Raw genomic sequence first — 16,461 nt, forward strand, 5'->3', positions numbered from 1 at the left:
CTCATACGCCTCCCGTTTAATTCAGCACTGTAAAATGATGCTCTGCCAAAAAACGCTCCAGCTTTGTAGTCAATCGCATTTTTTCCTCATCGCTCGCGGCAACCAGTTCCAAATAAAGGCGCCCCTTGCCTCGTGCCCGTTCGCTTCCAGCGGTTTCTTTTTCACCATTCAAGTCCGGCTTAGCCGTGCCATTCCCTTCTGATCCGCCACCGCTGGCCCCAATTCCGCTCACACGAACCTGCTTGGCAGGCGATCTGCCTCCGCGCCCGGTTGCATTTCTGCTTGGCGTGCTTGTATGGCCCACAATCTTGTTCTCGCCATCTCGTCCACCTGTGTTCACATATAACGTATTGGCACCCAGAGGCATGACACCTTCTTCACGTTCACCTGTGAACAGCAATCCTTCACCTTTCAGCCCCTCCAGCAGTTCTTCATAGGATAGACTGCCATCATGGGACAGTGAATAATTCGTCAGCGTGCCACGCATATTTTTTCCGGCCAGAAAAGTATCAAGCTGATGCTTGATCAAGCTCATCGACTTTCTGGCATTAATTTCGATAATAGGCTCCAGCTTCCCACCACGAAGTGTCATGGAATCAATGCAAACATCGCCGTAATAACCATCCTGATACAATTGCCGCCCCACGTCCTGCATTAAGCTAAAATAGCCCTCGCGCTCCAGTCGCTCCAAAAAAGCCCCGTCCGGCGACAAGGATTCCCGATAGGAGAATTGTGTGTTAGCCAGCCATTGTACAGATATGATATCGACACTTCCATTATCACCAATCGTAAATTGGCATGAAAAATCCTGCTCTTTCTCCTGGAAAGGCTCCAAAAGGAAAAGCACCTGTTTGCCTTTGCGCTCCTGTCCACGTAAATACGACACGATCCGGTCCAGCATTTGTGTCGAGGTAATGTGCAGGTTTCCTTTGCCCGATACGCCAAAATCATCCTTGATTAAAAAGCTTCCATCCCGCAGCAGCTTACGCCCCGCCTCAGCGACATCTGCAAACGAAGTCACAATATAACCCGGGTTGCGCAGACCAAGGCTGCGTTTCAGATCAGAGGAATACGTTTTGGCATTTACCTTGCGAATCGTTTCCAGCGGTGGCTGATGTAGTGTTATTCCCCAAGCACGTGCAGCCTCCTCCACATGCGGTAAACCCGCAAACGGGCTAAGCACACAGCCTTCCAGTTGAGGAAATCCCTCTCCGGCATCGGCCTTGCGACTACCCAGCAGTTCAAATACGGAAGCGGTCGATACATTGCCTGCACGCTCCATGCCATCGGTCAAATCCCGTTCGTTGACAGCCGGATGAAAGCCCAACTGCGCGATATACTGACGATGTACGGGCGAAATGGCATAACGGGTCAATAACGCATCTCCCGGCTGGCAAAAGCTGAACAGCAGTTCATCCATGGCTGCTACAATCGCTGAAGAAGCCCGGTCAGGCAGGGCTGGCAGGGAAGCTAACTGGGCATCCCGCCAGTAAGCCTCCGCTTCGAATGTTCCCATATACAAATGACGCTGATTCGGTATCGCATTCATATGATTCGCTTCCTTTCCTGCTTCATTATTGGCCCACTACACGGTAGCGCTACTGACTCGCGCTCGTATAATCACGTAGAGCAAACTGCCATATCAGGCGGATGATCGCCAGCAGCCAGAGAGGTGCGAGAAATGCCCATACCACCAACCCGGGTTCCATTTTGCCGAGAATGAACATGGGCGGAAAATTACAAATGACAAACACCGGAAGCACGAACAAACCGATACGCTGAATCAGATTACTGTACACGGCCATCGGCACATAGTTTGTCTCGAAAATGCTGTTGGACAGCTCCGTAACGCCGTTCGTGCGGATAATCCAGAAGGCCAGCAGTTGGGGGAGCAAAAATACGGAGTATGCCGTAAGCACTCCGCATCCGAGCAGCACAGAGAACCCTCCTGCGGTTTCAAAATTAAACGGCAATCCGAGTCGATACCAGCCGATCCCCGTCATAATTCCGCCGCCAATTACATTTGGCACGGTATAGCCCAGTTCAAATTGACGCAGTGTCACCATAAATTGCAGCGATACGGGTTTGGTCATGAGCACATCCAGTGAGCCGGTACGAATTTTGTCAGGCAGGCTTGTAAAATTACTGTAGAACAATCCACTATAAAATCCGCTCATCATCGTAAACACGCCGATATATAACAATATGGCGTCAGGAGACCAGCCGTTAATGTCCGTCCCGGCGCGGTATGGTACCGATGCGTACAGCAGCTTGATGAGTAAATAAGCCGTTTCAACCAGAAATGCAGTTATAAAATTAATGCGGTATTCCATCTGCGACATGACGGAAAACTGGACAAACTTCCAGTACAGTCTGATGTAGCGCCTAACGTTTCGGAAAACATTTTTCATGTTACCCCCCCACCGAGACAAAGCGTTTGACCCCGGCTTGCCACACCCAGCGTGATAGGGCCGCCAGCGCTACAATCCAGAGCCATTGTACGCCAATGCCTTTAGCGGCTTCCAGTACAGTCAGCTTGCCCGTCAACGCATTCACCGGAAAAAATACGGTGTAGCTGAACGGTAGCAGACTGAACAGACGGGCCAAAACATCTCCAAAAATCGTCAGCGGAAACACGGTACCGCTAGCTACATAAATGACAAGCGACAGCGTATAAAATAGTCCCGCCGATTCCGTCACCCAAAAGGCTATGCCGCTCAACGCATAATAGACCACAAAATTAAGCACAAGCGCTCCCGGCAACGCCAATATGTAAAGCAAGATGTACGATAGCCCGAAGCTGATTTGTCCTTCCAGGCTAAGACATAACAGCAAAATAGCAGCCGCCAGCAGCACGACCGCGGACTGTATGACTTTGCCTCCGATAAACCGGCAAAAACGGTAAGCGAAATAATGCACAGGCTGTACCATGAATTTTGCCAGTCCACCTTCCTTGATATCTGTAGCAATTTCGTATTCAAAGCCCGTAGCAATCAGTTTTCCAGTGACTCCCGCCATGACCACATACACTAGCATTTCTGGCAGAGAATAACCCAGCACTCTTGCTTGTCCCGAAGAACCAAATACAGCTAGCCAGAGAAAAATTTGCGTCATGATGGGCAGCATAAATCCCGCCATTTGGAGCCAATAATTAGCCCGATACTCCATTTCGTTTTGCATGCCGAGCTGGAGTACCTTCACATATTTGTTATTTCGCATCGGCCAGCCTGCCCCCATCGTACAAATTGGCTATCCCCTCTTCCAGCGGGACGTCCTCAATCGTAAAATCAACGACAGGCAGTGCGTCCAAAATCTTTTTGGACCAAGCCAAGGTATCTTCTGCATCCAGCTCGAATACCGCCTCCAGCTCCGAGTTGGAGCGAAGTTTGCCGAGGCTCGCCAACGTTAGGTTGGATACAGGGGTCTCCAGTCGAACCTTGAGCAATTTACGGGCACCGATGACCTCGTTCACCTTGTGTAAGTCTCCGTCATAGACCAATCTGCCCCCGCTGATAATGATGGATCTACTGCACAAATCCTCAATATCCTTCATATAGTGGCTTGTCAGCAGGATGGTCGTCCGGTGCGTGCGGTTATAGGCTTTGAAAAACTCTCGAATTCGCCGCTGAGAAACAAGGTCCAGTCCGATGGTCGGCTCATCCAGCAAAATGACCCGTGGACGATGCAGCAGCGCGGCGATCAGTTCCATTTTCATACGCTCGCCGAGAGACAGCCGCCGAACCTGCACATGAAGCTGCTCCTCCACCCCAAGCAGAGTGACCAGTTCATCCAGTGCCTCTTTATAACGGTTTTCATCGATTTCATAGATAAGCTTGTTCAGCTCGAATGACTCGCTTGCAGGCAAATCCCACCAGAGCTGGTTTTTCTGTCCCATTACAATGGAAAATTGACGTTTAAACTCTTTTTGTCGTTTCCACGGGGTAAAGCCGAGTACCGATGCCTCCCCGTCCGTGGGATGGAGAATGCCAGACAGCATTTTGAGCGTCGTTGTTTTGCCTGCCCCGTTTGGACCGAGAAATCCGACAATTTCCCCCTCCTCAATGCTAAAGCTGACATTTTGCACAGCCTCTTTGGTCAGCTGCTCACGCCTGAACAAGTTTTGCAACGATTTGCGCACGCCCGGCTCCTTTTTGTAGTACGTAAATGTTTTCGACAATTGGTTTAATGTAATGGACGGCAATTAATCCCCCTCCTCTTTCCTCTGTGCAGGACACCTGGATGAACGGTCTGATACGACCGAATGCTTGGACTACTCGGCTGCTTGCTCTGCTAAAATCATCAGTTCCTCCAGCATATGCCGCTGTCTTTCAATTAAATGCAAAGCTCGTTCCGTAATCTCAGGCATCCGATGCTTGCGCAGTTGAAGCCCTGTTTTGTAAATATGCAGATTAAGCTTGTGCCAATCCGCGTACAGCCCCTGTGCCAATTCAATTACATGCTGTGTTTGTGGCCCCAGCGTGGCTTGGTGCAGCAGGCAATAATCAGCTGTATAATCCGTCAAATGAAGAGCACTGCCCAATCGCAGATTGTAATAGATTTCATGACAGTACGTCCGAAAATCCTGATCCTCCATGTCTGCCAACAGACGGAAGTCATCAACAAATGCCCGGTACCCCTCATCTCCCCGCTTGACCTGCTTGCCTGTTACAGCTTTCCCCGTTTGACTGACCGACTCATTAGACGTAGGTACGCCTCTCCAGATGGCTTCGTGTCCAGTCAAATACTGTCGTATATGGTGAGCACACGCAGCATGCATCTCACTTGGCGAAAGCGGGGCAGGCTGCTCCACCAGCCATGCATACTCAATAATGCCCTGCATCAGATCGTCGAGCCGGGCTGAGCCCACATAAGTCATGGCATGTCCCGAGGAATCGAGCAGGAAGCTATCATTCACCTGTGCTGTCCGTTCTTGCAAGTCCAATCCGCACAACTCTATCACGTGGCCCCTTGGGTAATTTTTCACATATACATCGTGATAGGTTAAAGCGGTGCTTGACGTATGCAGCATGGTACCGTAGCCCGATGTGAGTACCCGCAACAGGTCGGTTTCATCACTGACACCAGCGACCCACGGTTCCACCCGAATAACAGGTCCACCACTGGCTGCCATTTCTTGAAGCTGCTCCGGATATTTCTCAGGCCCGAAGCGCTTCAAATCTCCACCATACTCTGCGCACATACTCCCACACAGCATGAATAGCTCGGATTCGGCCATGGTCACCCCGTACCTCCGCAATGAGGTACGCAGGGAAGAATATACACAATGCTTCCCTGGAAGAGCGTTTGCCACTTCTTCTGCACCATAGTCCACAACGGAATTTTGACGAGTCTCCATATCGGATCCCTGCATCAACCTTGTCTTTTCGGCGCCCTTATGCATATTTGCTCAGCAGACGCTCAATGCCTTGCAGTGTAGATAGATGCTCCAGCACTAGATCGTCGTCCTCCATCGTAATATCAAGCTCATTTTCCAACTCTACGATTAATTCCACAGCGGATAAGGAATTCAGCCCCAAGGTTCGCAAATCCTGATCCGGAGTCAACTGTTCCAGCTCGCCCGGAGCCAGCTTCAAAATCTTTTCCAGCAAGGGTACTACATGGTATACATCTGTTTTCATTTTTGATTCCCTCCCATTTATGAGCATCCTAATCCAGCAATGATACCTTCCAATTTGTGCGCATACGCATCAGCTTCCTGCCAGCTGTCTGCCAAAATAAGTGTGAAAATCCGGTTCACATAGCCCCGCTTCACAGGGATACCAGACAATGTACCCGCTGTATACACAAACACCCCTTCTGGACGTTCGGGCGTATAGAGCAAGCCTTCCTCAGCGAGCAGCCCGCACAAGCGGCTGTAGGTGAGAGGTGTGGCGGTAACGTTGCGATAATAACGGGATAATGTTTTGTGCTGCTCTCCCAGGACGGATGACAAAAACGAAATATAGGTAGACAACGTAAATCTACCATTTATCTCAATGACTGGAACCAGCAAACCTTCTTCGTCAACAAAACCGTCAATAGAGGCCATTCCCGTATACCCAATGGAATAGAGATACGTACCCAGCTGATAGGCGCAGCGTCTCACTTCTTCCTCCAGCGCATCGCCAATCTCAGCCGGCACTTGAGATCCGATATACACGGTGCCATCCACGTTTTGCCTTTTTAGCGAAAACATCGTCACACCACCGCCCTCGTCAATACAGAGCTGGTAGTTCAGATCCATCTGCTTATTGTGCCAGCGCTCCACCAGCCAGCCGCCGGATGATGGCGACGAGCCGCCAAAACGCCTCATCACACTCAGCAGCGTGTCCAGCTTGGACAGCTCGTCCAGCATATACATGCCTTGTCCCGAGGCACCGTGCGGCTGCTTGATAATCAGCTTCACAGGTCCATCCGATAAGTCAGCCAGTCTGGCACACTCCCTGCGGATCGCCGATTCGTCTGTACATACAGCGCCTTCGCTGACAGCAAAACCAAGCTTTTGCGCGGTCAGGCGGCTGAATATTTTATCATTCACCTGAGCACTGACCGCGGATGGAGCGCCGATCAACTCCAGCCCGCAAAGCTCCGCAATCGCTTCCTCCTGCGGTGTGACCGCATAGGGGACGAGCCACGCTTTGGCTCCACTGCTGCTGTGGCCTGCATCTGCAACCGTACGCAGTCGTGCCAAAAGCGCCTCATCCGCCAGCACCAGCTCTGAAATCGGCGTTAGCGGATCAGAAGGCTCTGGCACCTCAATACGCGGCAGGCTAAAGCCCAACCGTTGAAGCATGTCCAGAAACGCCTCATCCGGATATTCCCGAAGTACAATGACATCCTGACTTCGACATAGCAGAAGGTTCATTTCCTCCATCCGGTTTACGACCTGCTGTTCATCCCGGTCTACCATGCCCCCCTTGCGGGGGGATGGATGCCATACTTGCTCTGCACCGATATTAAACAGCCAAATCAGGACTCCATGGTCCCGTTCATGCGCAAGCGCTTCCACAAGGTTAATTGTTTTAGTCGTCACGACTTATCATCATCCCTCTCTCTTCCATCCAGTAACAAACAACATTCATAGAAAGCTAAATGTATTTCAGAGAGCCTGCCCCGTGCAGATACAATACGCTGCATTTGGAGCACACCGGAGTCAATCCTTCATGATTAATCTTTTGACGGGTTTTCTCATACGCTTCCGAGTTCCATATCTCCTTCAGACTGTGCTCACGCATGCTTCCAATCGTGAACTCACTGAAAAATTTGCAAGGCATGACCTTCCCGTCTGGTAAAATATCTGTTCTGGAGGTGAGCGCCAAACAATGATTGGAACAACGGCTGACCATTTCCTCACCATGTATAAATTTATCAATTTCCTCATAATCCAAACCGGGCTGATAGCGCACGCGAATGTTCCATACTCGCTCATTGATCCGCTGTAGTTCCTGCATCAGAGGATCGATGTTATCCGGGTTGATTTTATATTTGAAAGCATGCCAGCTACTAATATTTTTTTCTTCGAGTTGTCGGAGCCAAGAAAAATTACGTGTAAAATATTCATCCATTTTGAGGGAGGTCTCTTTGGAAATGTACCAGGGGAACGTCAGCAGCACCAGATCCAGCCTTTTGTCCTCCAGCATTTGCAGAAATTCGTACATCCGTCCGATCATGTTATCGTTAATGACCGCATGGACAGTTACCCGTCCCTTGTACAATCCCTGGTCGCGCAGTTCAATCAGCTTATCCATCTGCCGCATTGTTTTTTGAAAGGTGCCTTTACCGCGAATTAGGTCGTGTTCTCTTTCAAAACCTTCAATCGCTATTAATAACTCCAGATTTTCGGACAAATCCAAAATCCGGTCCAAATATTTATCAATAAGTAATCCATTTGTACAAAAGGTCATTTCGCGCCGATCTTCCGCCAGCACGTCCAAAATTTCATCAAAACGCCGATGAAACATTGGTTCGCCGCCCCACATGTACAGTCTGGACTTGGCTTCCTTGGTTTCGCTCAAAATTTGCCGGAGCATGTCTGGAGCAAGATCCATGTTTTGTTCTTCTTTATCCATTTGGTGATGGTAGCCTTCCTCGTTCCATTCAAAGCAGTGCGTACATCTCAGGTTGCAGCGGTTAGTCAGCTTAATGCCGATCGTCTGGGGCATGTCCGTTTTGAAAGCAGGGTCCTGTGTGGCGTTACGGTAAGATACAGAAGCGTTTTTCAGGTTACGCTTGATGAGCTTGAACGCTTTCTCATCAATCAGCACATTGCTTTTGGGCTGCATGCTAACACCTCGTTTAATGGATTTTCAGGCACATGTACCTAGCTGTACGTCAGACCGTCTCCATTCCCTCCAGATGCGGCGCTTGTTCCGCATCGCTGATCCCCTGAATGTAGCTGCAAAACGCATCTACCGAGCTCAAATGCTCCAACTCAAAGAAATCAAAATCAATCTCCACATCAAATGCATCCTCCACTTGCAGCATGAAATGGACCAACTGCAACGAATCCAGTCCCGCATCATGAATAATGTCCGAATGTCCATCCAGCTTTGCGACCAGTTCAGGATCTTCCTTGACTGCGCTGATCATTTCAATCACTTGGCTCTGCATAGCAAACTCCTCCTTGTGAATGAGATTCTGTTCGTTCCACCCATCGATGCCCTCTGCAAAGAAAGCTCCTAGAAAAATTCCTTCACTGGAACTTTATTCAATTATACTCCTCCAATGAAGAGACAAGTCAATAGGTTGTTTTGTAAGTAAAACTCGCAATATGTAAATTAATGTATGATAACTTCTACAATTTTCGCTGGCTATTTTTTCGCAAAATTTAATAAAAATTCTTCTCACATCTCTTGCATGAGCGACAGAATTATTTTACAATACACGTGAAAATGTTTTTCTTAATATAATTCTTATAAACGATATTTATTTTCACAAAAATACTCTACAGCCAAAGGAGCACAGCTCATGTCCCCCATTCTTCATACATTAGCCCAAAGACTGGAGCTGCTTCCCGTACAGGAGCGCAAGCTGACGGAATCCATCCTGCAATCCCCGGAAGATGTGTTACATCTGGGTATTCGGGAGCTGTCAGAGCGTTGTGGTGTAAGTGCGGCGACCGTTACACGGTTTTGCAAATCACTACATTTTAAAGGCTATCCCGATTTCAAAATGAAGCTGGCCGCCGAGTTGTCCCATTCCAACCGTAATGGTGAAGAATCCTATCAGGATATTGTCGCCGGAAATTCACTTTCCCGAATCGTGCAAGCTATTCAGGCGAACCACACCGCATCCATTGCGGACACGACCCGACTGCTGGATTACGACAAGCTGGAGCAGGCTATTGCATGGCTGTCAGCCACGAGCCGCATTGATCTCTATGGGATGGCGACATCGTCGATTGTGGCGCAGGATTTTTACCAGAAGCTCATCCGTATTGGCAAGAACAGCACTGCCTTTGCAGATTCCCATATGCAGATTACCTCTGCCTCCTCGCTCGGAGCGGGAGATGTAGCCTTTGCCGTCTCTTATTCAGGAGAAACCCAGGAGACCATTGCGGCTCTACGCTGCGCCAAGGAACAAGGGGCCAAGACACTATCCCTGACCTCCTTCGGAAACAACACGCTGGCAGGCCTTGCGGATATTGCGCTATTTTCCTCCTCATTGGAGGAAGGAATGCGACGTGGGGATATGGCCTCCCGCATCGCCCAGCTTCATATCATAGATATTCTGTTTACAGGTATGGTGAGCGCGGATTTTGACAAATATATTCCGAGATTGGAAGGTTCATATCAACAAGTGAGCAAGCTCAAAAAACAACCGGGAGGTCACTAAGATGAACATACGCATTTTGAACAGCCGTGAAGACCTGAACGCTACTGCCGCCGCTGTGATCGCTAGCTTGCTGCAATCCAAACCACAGGCCATGCTTGGCCTGGCCACCGGTAGTACGCCGATTGGCATTTACCGACATCTTGCAGATATGTACCGCAAGGGACAGGTCAGTTTTGCACGCGCCTATTCCGTGAATCTTGATGAGTATGTTGGTCTTCCCCCAGAACATCCGCAGAGCTATCGAAGCTTTATGAATGAGCACTTGTTCCAACATATTGATATTCCGATACCCCACACACGTGTCCCTGACGGGAATGCACTGGATCTGGCAGCAGAATGTGCAGCGCACGAGCAGGCTATTCTGGATCATGGCCCCGTGGATCTGCAATTGCTTGGCATTGGTCATAATGGACATATCGGCTTTAACGAACCTGGTCACAGCTTGGCTGGAGCTACACATGTTGTAGATTTAAAAGAAAGTACGCGTTCGGCGAATGCTCGATTTTTTGGCGAAATAGATGCTGTACCCAGGCAAGCAGTTACGATGGGAGTAGGCACGATTCTTAAGGCGAAGCAAATTATACTGGTGGCTTTTGGTGCGGATAAGGCTGACATTATAAAGCAGGCTTTAACTGGACCCGTCACGACAGCGTGTCCGGCTTCCCTGCTGCAATGCCATCCCAACGTACTTATTTTATTAGATCAGGAGGCAGGAGAATGGTTCAATTGAAGTCAGATGAAATGAGTGGTACCGTACCCCAGCTACTGTATGGGCAAGTTGTCGTTGGGAATGACATCATTGAAAAAGGGGTTGTCGTCATTGAGGGGCAATCCATTGTATACGCTGGTTCAGAAGCGAATTTGCCCGCCGATTGGACAGCGTTAGTCTTCGCAAATCAGGAAGAAATCGCAGCGAAAACCGCCAAAATTGTGCGTTTGGAAGGAGGCTATCTGCTGCCAGGCTTTATTGATATTCATGTTCACGGCGGGGACGGTGAGGACTTTATGGACTCCGATCCGAGGGTGCTGGATACGATCACCTCCTTTCACTGTTCACAAGGTACGACAGCTATGCTGGCTACCACGATGACCGCGCCCAAGGAACAGATTGACCGGGTATTGAGTGAAGTTCACGCATACATGGCACTACCTATGCCATATGCACAACTGGAGGGCGTACATTTGGAAGGACCGTTCATCAGTCCGAAGTGGCCGGGAGCGCAAAACCCGGAACATATCGTGCCACCGAATCTCTCATGGGTAGCAGAATGGGAGCAGCGCTACCCGGGCCTTGTTCGCCAGCTCACGCTTGCGCCCGAACGGGAAGGAGCGCTGGAACTGATTGCATGGCTGCGCAGCCATGGCATTACCGCAGCTCTCGGTCATACGGATGCTACGTATGAAGAGGTTGAACAGGCAGCGACGGCAGGGCTGAACCATGCGGTGCATGCGTTTAATGCGATGACTCCGTTGCATCATCGCAAGCCGGGAGCCGCCGGAGCCGTACTTGCTGATCCGCGCATTGAAGCAGAAATCATCGCGGACGGCATTCATGTGCATCCCGCCGCCATTTCCCTGCTCGCTAGGTTAAAACAGGATCATAATCTCATTCTCATCACCGATGCCATGTCTGCTACTGGTCTCGAAGACGGGAAATATACACTCGGCGATTTGCCAGTGATTGTGCAGGGCGATGTAGCACGACTGGAGGATGGCGTCACATTGGCCGGAAGCACACTAACGATGATTGAAGGCTTCCGGTATTTGGTTCAACACGTGGGTATGAGTATTCCTGCGGCATCACAAATGGCCAGCCTGAATCCGGCTCGATCCTTGCACATTGCTGATCGTACAGGTTCGCTTGAAGCAGGTAAACAAGCAGATATCCTGTTACTGGATGGAGACTTAAAGCTGCAAGGCGTATGGATTAAAGGATTGCGCAAATAATTCAGTTATAGTTATCATTCCCCCAAAACTAAAGAGCTATCCACCAGCGTATTCGCTGAGATGGATAGCTCTTTCTTTGGCATTGCACAATTATAGGGTTTGAATTAGCGATGATTCATCGGGGCAGGGGTATGATTTTGTGGACGTGTGGGTGCTGTATTATTCATTGGACGGTTTGTATCAGCCGCCGAGGTCGGGAATACACGTTCAATTACATCCATCATACCATTGCTCAAGCCTCTAATCGGATGACCATTTTGCACACTGTGTGTAAAGTCAGTGGCTTGTTTGACAAAGTCCGGGTTAGCGGATACATGTACCTGTTCAATCGAAGGTGCAAATTGCTTCACTTTATTCGCGATACGGCTCTTGACTGCATCACTTGGTTCATATGCAGTTCTTGCTCCCTCGATTGTGGTGTTTCCGTTATCTGTGCGATTGTTGTTGTCCGTTAAGCCACGCAACATACCGTACGATCCTGTACCCATCGTACCAAATAAACCGTCATCACGACGCGCAGGTGTTCCATTCCCGGTAACTCCATTGTCTGTCATTCCAGGCGTTGTAGTATCCGTAGTACGGTTTCCTCTAGTGCCATTAACGCCATTCACACTCGGTACATTCCCGTTACGTCCAGTACTGTTTGCACTTGGAGTACCGTCAATACTTGGAGCACCGACACCTGTTCCGTTGGCTTGGTCTTTCAAGGAAACGGCTACATAGGCATGTCGTTCACCGACCAGCACTGTCGCAGACTTTACATCCGGCATCTCGGATATACGTTTGGACAAATTGCGATCGACTTGCAGATTACGGACTGGATGTCCGGTTCGGTTGCCATTTTCATTCAATGACATCCCGTCCATACCATTCGACTTAACCCCATAACGATTCACACCATCCATACCATTACGGTTCACACCATCCATACCATTACGGTTCACACCATCCAAGCCATAACGATTCACTCCATCCATATGGTGCGTGCTTTGTGCGTTATAGCGGGTAGCGTTCGTGCGGACGTTATGATTCGCAGTCCCACATCCTGTCAAAGTAGCCATGCTTGCAAGTAAAGCAGCAGAAATCGTCAAACTAATGACCTTCTTAGTTCCTGGCATGAACTCATCCTCCATACATATAAAATGTGTGACGAGATTATCATGCGCCATGGATCATGGGGATATCCTGACTAAAAAATGACTAAAAAAATAAAATTTTAATGTAAATATGAAATACAATTGATGATTTACCACAAGATGGCATGTATAATAAGCTTGAAAAATACTTTATTTTACAAAGGAGGATTTTCAGTTTGAAAAAGATCACTGTTTTAATGCTCATTTTTTTGTTATCAATAACTCTTGTCCCCGTCGGCGCTTTTGCAGGTTCCACTACCCCCCAACCCCCGAAAGATCCCGCTGGAAGCTGGGTAGAAGGCCCACCACCTAATCGCGTTGATCCTACCAAGCCAGCACTTTTGTTCGTACATGGTTTGAACAGTAGTGCTGAAGTCTGGACCAAGAATAATAACGATATGCTTCAGCGTGCACGTGACGCCGGATACCAGACAGCCACCATTAATCTGTACGATACAAATGGCACCTCCCAAGATATGTGGGACAATGGTAAGCTTCTGGCCGACAAAATTAAGGTCATCAGTAATCACTTTGGAAAAAAACTTATCGTTATCGCCCACAGCAAAGGTGGAGTGGATACTCAAACCGCTCTCGTATATAACGGAGCCGCTCCCTATGTACAACGTGTCATCACCCTCAGCAGTCCTCATCATGGCTCACAACTTGCAGATCTCGCCTACAGTAGCTGGGCCGGATGGCTGGCAGATATCGTCGGCTCACAAAATCCCGGTACCTCCACTTTACAAACATCTTATATGAAGTATTTCCGATCCAAGACCGATGCACTCAGTAATGCGACTACAATTCCATTCTTCACGTTTGCTGGTGATAACTGGTCTGGCGGCACTGCTTCCTACATAATGGGCGGACTTTACCTCTCATCCTTTGGTAAGAATGATGGAGTGGTCACAGTCGACAACGCTAAGCTTCCCGGCGGACGTGTAGTTAAAGTCGGATCTTGGGATCATGCCAAGGTTCGTACTGGCTCCTACGTTTTCTCCCTGATCCAACCCTACCTCCAAGCAAACACTCCAGCATTGAATCAGGAAACTGAATCACTTTCAGCATCTTCCCTGACTGCTTCTGCTGTACAAGCCACCTATAGCGAGATCGACAATTCATACTTTATTCGAGGCGGCGATTATAATGGACAAGCCTCAGAAACCCTGACTGTTGAAAATGGTGTCAAATCCATTGATCTGGACTGGATCAGCGATAAACGTGTGAGTCAGCTGGAACTAACCAAGCCTGACGGTACTAGTGAAATTATTAATCTGAAAGCAGGCTATGATGACGATATTTTTGCTGGTGCCTGGCATCATAACGCCGTCATTCAAAATCCAAAACCGGGCACCTATAAACTGAACGTCACAGTTCCTGATCAAGGAGCGTATCTCCTGATTGCACGTTACCAGGCTGTTCAAGTTCCTGAACTGAAATACAATCTGAATGCAGTGGGTCCGAAGCTAAACCTGAAAACACAGGATTCCCCGGACAGCGTGACACAAGTCACCTACCAAGTTCAATATTATGGTGATCCGCAGCAAGGAGTCACTTCTGCACCTAAAGGTTTGACGGCACAGCAAAAAACGGTTAAACCTAATGGGCAAATTGAGCTATCCAAAGCGGACAAGCCCGGCATCTATTCTGTAACCTATGAAATTAGCGGCACCACAGAGGCAGGTTATCCGTACCGCCGTACAGCTGTTCAATCCATTTATATTGATGCAGACGGCAACAAGTATGTCGACTAAATAAATCTACAGCCTAAAAAGCCTGCGAATCCCTATTAAGTTGGGGCATTTGCAGGCTTTTTTTTCATTGTGTTCAATCTGTTGTCTGATTCCTCAGCTTATGAAGCCAATAGTAGCGGTGTAAATCCATAATAAAATGAAAAAGAACAAATGCCAGCATGGAGTATACACTGATCAATACTGTGGCAACTAATTGTTGTGTAGCAAATCCGAGGGAAACATTCGCTATCAGATAACCAGCCCCAGTAAATGTGGTGATCGTCACTAGAGGCGCTCTCTTGTTTTTTTTCTTAACTTTTGGTTTCTTCTTATGTTTTGAAGGATCTTTGAATTTCGCCAAATTATATTTTATAAAGTAATACAAAGCGACTCCATAAAGGGCAAAAGAACCTATAAAATACCATGAAGTATCCAGACCCAACATGCCATAAGCAAACTTTTGTGTCATGATCATGAAGCCCATAGAACAAATCAAACCAAATACACCACGGAATAAAATGTAATTCAATTGCAATTTGCGTGGCATGATGACCAGTACTAGAGCCCAAATGTTTATCAAAACAATCGGTGGCAACAGTACATACACGTAAACTGCAATGTATGGATTTCCCACTAAGGGGATAACCAGAAACAGATCTAACAGTAATAAAACAAGAATGATGACATTGGAACGAATACTGTTGACTGGGTACATCTTCATACTTTTCTCAAAAGAAGCCCTGTTATCAATCATAAACTTATAAGCCCTCCGTTAAATAAGTAAACCTACGGATAAGGATAGCCAAGGCTATATCCATTGTCCACTTTTCACTGTCTTTAACTCTTGTCGCAGTTCTTCTATAAAATCAGTCACAATGCTTTGGACAGCATCTTCACGGGACATACGAATATATCGACTGGTCTTTTGAATGTCTTCCTCGAACAATTGAAGTATCCTATACATGGCCTCCTGATCTCCACTTTGTACTAATTTTAGCAATTGGACGAACTCAGCATCCGAAATAACTCTTTCAGCATTTTCTTTTTCCATTTATTCACCGCCTGTTGGGATAGCTTTAACTCTTTTGCAATCTGTGCTTCGGTTTTATCTAGTATGTAAAGGTCAAAGATGATCATTTTTCCGATCTCAGAAGATAGAGAGTTGATAAGCTGTAATGTGTACATATGAGAGTTTGAAGATTCTGTAAAAGATGGGCCACTGACGGATTCGTTCTTTTCCATTACAAATTCATGATTGGTTTGTACCCGAGCACGATACTGGATTCTCCAGGCAATGCGGTACAGTTTCTTTCGATATTGTTCTACCAATGTTAGCTGAGACTGATCCATTGTAAATCACCCTTTCTCTTTGGATTTGACTTTTTCTAATCCTCATACTATAGGGTAATTTCCAAACCTATTTTACAACCAAAAACAGAACATTTGTTCTTATTTATTATACTATTTTTACAATCGGTTGTATATGGTTCGTTTAATTTACCTTCCTTTATATATGGCTAAAAAGGAGGGAATACATTGCAAATGGATGATGCTCTTTCTCTGGTTACCAACGTAGGCTTTCCGGCTGGACTTTGTTTTATTTTGTTGCGGCACATCCTGCACACGATGGAGGAAAAGCTGGATAAGCTGGACGTCTCACTTCATGAGCTGATTCAAGTAATCCAAGATTTAAACGACACTAACAACTCTTCTTCCAAAAGCAGCAAACCTGACGAATAACAAACACAAAGAAGCTCCAGACGACGATCATCCGCCGTTGGAGCCTCTTTGTGCAGCTAATTTAATTACTA

The 16,461-nt window shown here is 47.8% G+C and carries 18 protein-coding genes; 5 read left to right on the forward strand and 13 right to left on the reverse strand.

Annotated elements, in window-relative coordinates; translation table 11 throughout:
• Window positions 1-16: 16 nt before the first annotated feature.
• The 9 genes from MKX46_RS09640 to MKX46_RS09680 form a co-directional block, all read right to left on the reverse strand.
• Window positions 17-1,549, reverse strand: coding sequence for a hypothetical protein (locus MKX46_RS09640; RefSeq protein ID WP_029518333.1), 1,533 nt, complete (start codon window positions 1,547-1,549; stop codon window positions 17-19).
• Window positions 1,550-1,598: 49 nt separating this feature from the next.
• Entirely contained in the window at window positions 1,599-2,411 is an 813-nt protein-coding gene (locus tag MKX46_RS09645) for an ABC transporter permease (protein ID WP_029518332.1), read from the reverse strand.
• 1 nt (window position 2,412) lies between these two features.
• Window positions 2,413-3,219, reverse strand: coding sequence for an ABC transporter permease (locus MKX46_RS09650; protein WP_029518331.1), 807 nt, complete (start codon window positions 3,217-3,219; stop codon window positions 2,413-2,415).
• A complete protein-coding gene (locus MKX46_RS09655; RefSeq protein WP_029518330.1) occupies window positions 3,209-4,201 on the reverse strand; it encodes an ABC transporter ATP-binding protein in 993 nt (330 codons plus the stop codon). The genes MKX46_RS09650 and MKX46_RS09655 overlap by 11 nt, the downstream gene beginning before the upstream one ends.
• A 69-nt stretch (window positions 4,202-4,270) precedes the next feature.
• A complete protein-coding gene (locus MKX46_RS09660) occupies window positions 4,271-5,401 on the reverse strand; it encodes a hypothetical protein (RefSeq protein WP_039272632.1) in 1,131 nt (376 codons plus the stop codon).
• Window positions 5,394-5,639 carry an acyl carrier protein gene (locus MKX46_RS09665; RefSeq protein ID WP_029518328.1) on the reverse strand — a complete coding sequence of 82 codons (246 nt, stop codon included), beginning with the start codon at window positions 5,637-5,639 and terminating at the stop codon, window positions 5,394-5,396. Before MKX46_RS09665 ends, MKX46_RS09660 begins: the two co-directional genes overlap by 8 nt.
• A gap of 17 nt (window positions 5,640-5,656) precedes the next feature.
• Window positions 5,657-7,033: a peptide ligase PGM1-related protein gene (locus MKX46_RS09670; RefSeq protein WP_029518327.1), complete on the reverse strand. Its 1,377-nt coding sequence runs from the start codon at window positions 7,031-7,033 to the stop codon at window positions 5,657-5,659.
• A gap of 55 nt (window positions 7,034-7,088) precedes the next feature.
• Window positions 7,089-8,282 carry a radical SAM/SPASM domain-containing protein gene (locus tag MKX46_RS09675; RefSeq protein ID WP_069011016.1) on the reverse strand — a complete coding sequence of 398 codons (1,194 nt, stop codon included), beginning with the start codon at window positions 8,280-8,282 and terminating at the stop codon, window positions 7,089-7,091.
• A gap of 49 nt (window positions 8,283-8,331) precedes the next feature.
• Complete coding sequence (locus MKX46_RS09680) at window positions 8,332-8,610, reverse strand: phosphopantetheine-binding protein (protein ID WP_341071208.1); 279 nt, start codon at window positions 8,608-8,610, stop codon at window positions 8,332-8,334.
• A 357-nt stretch (window positions 8,611-8,967) separates the two neighbouring features.
• Here MKX46_RS09680 and MKX46_RS09685 point away from each other — a divergent pair, with 357 nt between their 5' ends.
• The 3 genes from MKX46_RS09685 to nagA are packed head-to-tail and all read left to right on the forward strand — an operon-like array spanning window position 8,968 to window position 11,781.
• Window positions 8,968-9,834 (forward strand): MurR/RpiR family transcriptional regulator, encoded by an 867-nt coding sequence (locus tag MKX46_RS09685; RefSeq protein ID WP_029518325.1) that lies wholly within the window; start codon window positions 8,968-8,970, stop codon window positions 9,832-9,834.
• A gap of 1 nt (window position 9,835) precedes the next feature.
• Window positions 9,836-10,564: a glucosamine-6-phosphate deaminase gene (gene nagB / locus MKX46_RS09690; protein ID WP_029518324.1), complete on the forward strand. Its 729-nt coding sequence runs from the start codon at window positions 9,836-9,838 to the stop codon at window positions 10,562-10,564.
• Window positions 10,561-11,781, forward strand: coding sequence for an N-acetylglucosamine-6-phosphate deacetylase (gene nagA, locus MKX46_RS09695; RefSeq protein WP_029518323.1), 1,221 nt, complete (start codon window positions 10,561-10,563; stop codon window positions 11,779-11,781). Before nagB ends, nagA begins: the two co-directional genes overlap by 4 nt.
• Before the next feature lie 104 nt (window positions 11,782-11,885).
• Here the strand turns inward: nagA and MKX46_RS09700 are convergent, their stop codons facing one another.
• The gene (locus tag MKX46_RS09700; protein ID WP_039272635.1) at window positions 11,886-12,899 is read right to left on the reverse strand and encodes a YhcN/YlaJ family sporulation lipoprotein; all 1,014 of its coding nucleotides are present in this window, start codon (window positions 12,897-12,899) and stop codon (window positions 11,886-11,888) included.
• Window positions 12,900-13,093: 194 nt separating this feature from the next.
• On the opposite strand from MKX46_RS09700, the gene MKX46_RS09705 reads away from it, so the two are divergent.
• The gene (locus MKX46_RS09705) at window positions 13,094-14,671 is read left to right on the forward strand and encodes an esterase/lipase family protein (protein WP_341071209.1); all 1,578 of its coding nucleotides are present in this window, start codon (window positions 13,094-13,096) and stop codon (window positions 14,669-14,671) included.
• 73 nt (window positions 14,672-14,744) lie between these two features.
• Here the strand turns inward: MKX46_RS09705 and MKX46_RS09710 are convergent, their stop codons facing one another.
• The 3 genes from MKX46_RS09710 to MKX46_RS09720 are packed head-to-tail and all read right to left on the reverse strand — an operon-like array spanning window position 14,745 to window position 16,000.
• On the reverse strand, window positions 14,745-15,404 hold the full coding sequence (locus MKX46_RS09710; RefSeq protein WP_340933027.1) for a hypothetical protein: 660 nt from the start codon (window positions 15,402-15,404) through the stop codon (window positions 14,745-14,747).
• Window positions 15,405-15,458: 54 nt separating this feature from the next.
• A complete protein-coding gene (locus tag MKX46_RS09715) occupies window positions 15,459-15,701 on the reverse strand; it encodes a helix-turn-helix domain-containing protein (RefSeq protein ID WP_080658658.1) in 243 nt (80 codons plus the stop codon).
• A complete protein-coding gene (locus MKX46_RS09720) occupies window positions 15,644-16,000 on the reverse strand; it encodes a sigma-70 family RNA polymerase sigma factor (protein ID WP_341071210.1) in 357 nt (118 codons plus the stop codon). Before MKX46_RS09720 ends, MKX46_RS09715 begins: the two co-directional genes overlap by 58 nt.
• Before the next feature lie 192 nt (window positions 16,001-16,192).
• On the opposite strand from MKX46_RS09720, the gene MKX46_RS09725 reads away from it, so the two are divergent.
• Window positions 16,193-16,390, forward strand: coding sequence for a YvrJ family protein (locus tag MKX46_RS09725; RefSeq protein ID WP_230585117.1), 198 nt, complete (start codon window positions 16,193-16,195; stop codon window positions 16,388-16,390).
• The last annotated feature ends 71 nt before the right edge of the window (window positions 16,391-16,461 follow it).

Origin of the sequence: Paenibacillus sp. FSL P4-0113 (assembly GCF_038009305.1) — a bacterium.
Taxonomy (GTDB): Bacteria; Bacillota; Bacilli; order Paenibacillales; family Paenibacillaceae; genus Paenibacillus; species Paenibacillus polymyxa_D.

Excerpts from the sequence above, each read along its gene's own strand:
- MKX46_RS09640 (WP_029518333.1), bottom strand. The coding sequence starts at position 1,549 with ATGAATGCGATACCGAATCAGCGTCATTTGTATATGGGAACATTCGAA.
- MKX46_RS09645 (WP_029518332.1), bottom strand. The coding sequence starts at position 2,411 with ATGAAAAATGTTTTCCGAAACGTTAGGCGCTACATCAGACTGTACTGG.
- MKX46_RS09650 (WP_029518331.1), bottom strand. The coding sequence starts at position 3,219 with ATGCGAAATAACAAATATGTGAAGGTACTCCAGCTCGGCATGCAAAAC.
- MKX46_RS09660 (WP_039272632.1), bottom strand. The coding sequence starts at position 5,401 with ATGCATAAGGGCGCCGAAAAGACAAGGTTGATGCAGGGATCCGATATG.
- MKX46_RS09665 (WP_029518328.1), bottom strand. The coding sequence starts at position 5,639 with ATGAAAACAGATGTATACCATGTAGTACCCTTGCTGGAAAAGATTTTG.
- MKX46_RS09675 (WP_069011016.1), bottom strand. The coding sequence starts at position 8,282 with ATGCAGCCCAAAAGCAATGTGCTGATTGATGAGAAAGCGTTCAAGCTC.
- MKX46_RS09680 (WP_341071208.1), bottom strand. The coding sequence starts at position 8,610 with ATGCAGAGCCAAGTGATTGAAATGATCAGCGCAGTCAAGGAAGATCCT.
- MKX46_RS09685 (WP_029518325.1), top strand. The coding sequence starts at position 8,968 with ATGTCCCCCATTCTTCATACATTAGCCCAAAGACTGGAGCTGCTTCCC.
- nagB (WP_029518324.1), top strand. The coding sequence starts at position 9,836 with ATGAACATACGCATTTTGAACAGCCGTGAAGACCTGAACGCTACTGCC.
- MKX46_RS09700 (WP_039272635.1), bottom strand. The coding sequence starts at position 12,899 with ATGCCAGGAACTAAGAAGGTCATTAGTTTGACGATTTCTGCTGCTTTA.
- MKX46_RS09710 (WP_340933027.1), bottom strand. The coding sequence starts at position 15,404 with ATGATTGATAACAGGGCTTCTTTTGAGAAAAGTATGAAGATGTACCCA.
- MKX46_RS09715 (WP_080658658.1), bottom strand. The coding sequence starts at position 15,701 with ATGGAAAAAGAAAATGCTGAAAGAGTTATTTCGGATGCTGAGTTCGTC.
- MKX46_RS09720 (WP_341071210.1), bottom strand. The coding sequence starts at position 16,000 with ATGGATCAGTCTCAGCTAACATTGGTAGAACAATATCGAAAGAAACTG.
- MKX46_RS09725 (WP_230585117.1), top strand. The coding sequence starts at position 16,193 with ATGGATGATGCTCTTTCTCTGGTTACCAACGTAGGCTTTCCGGCTGGA.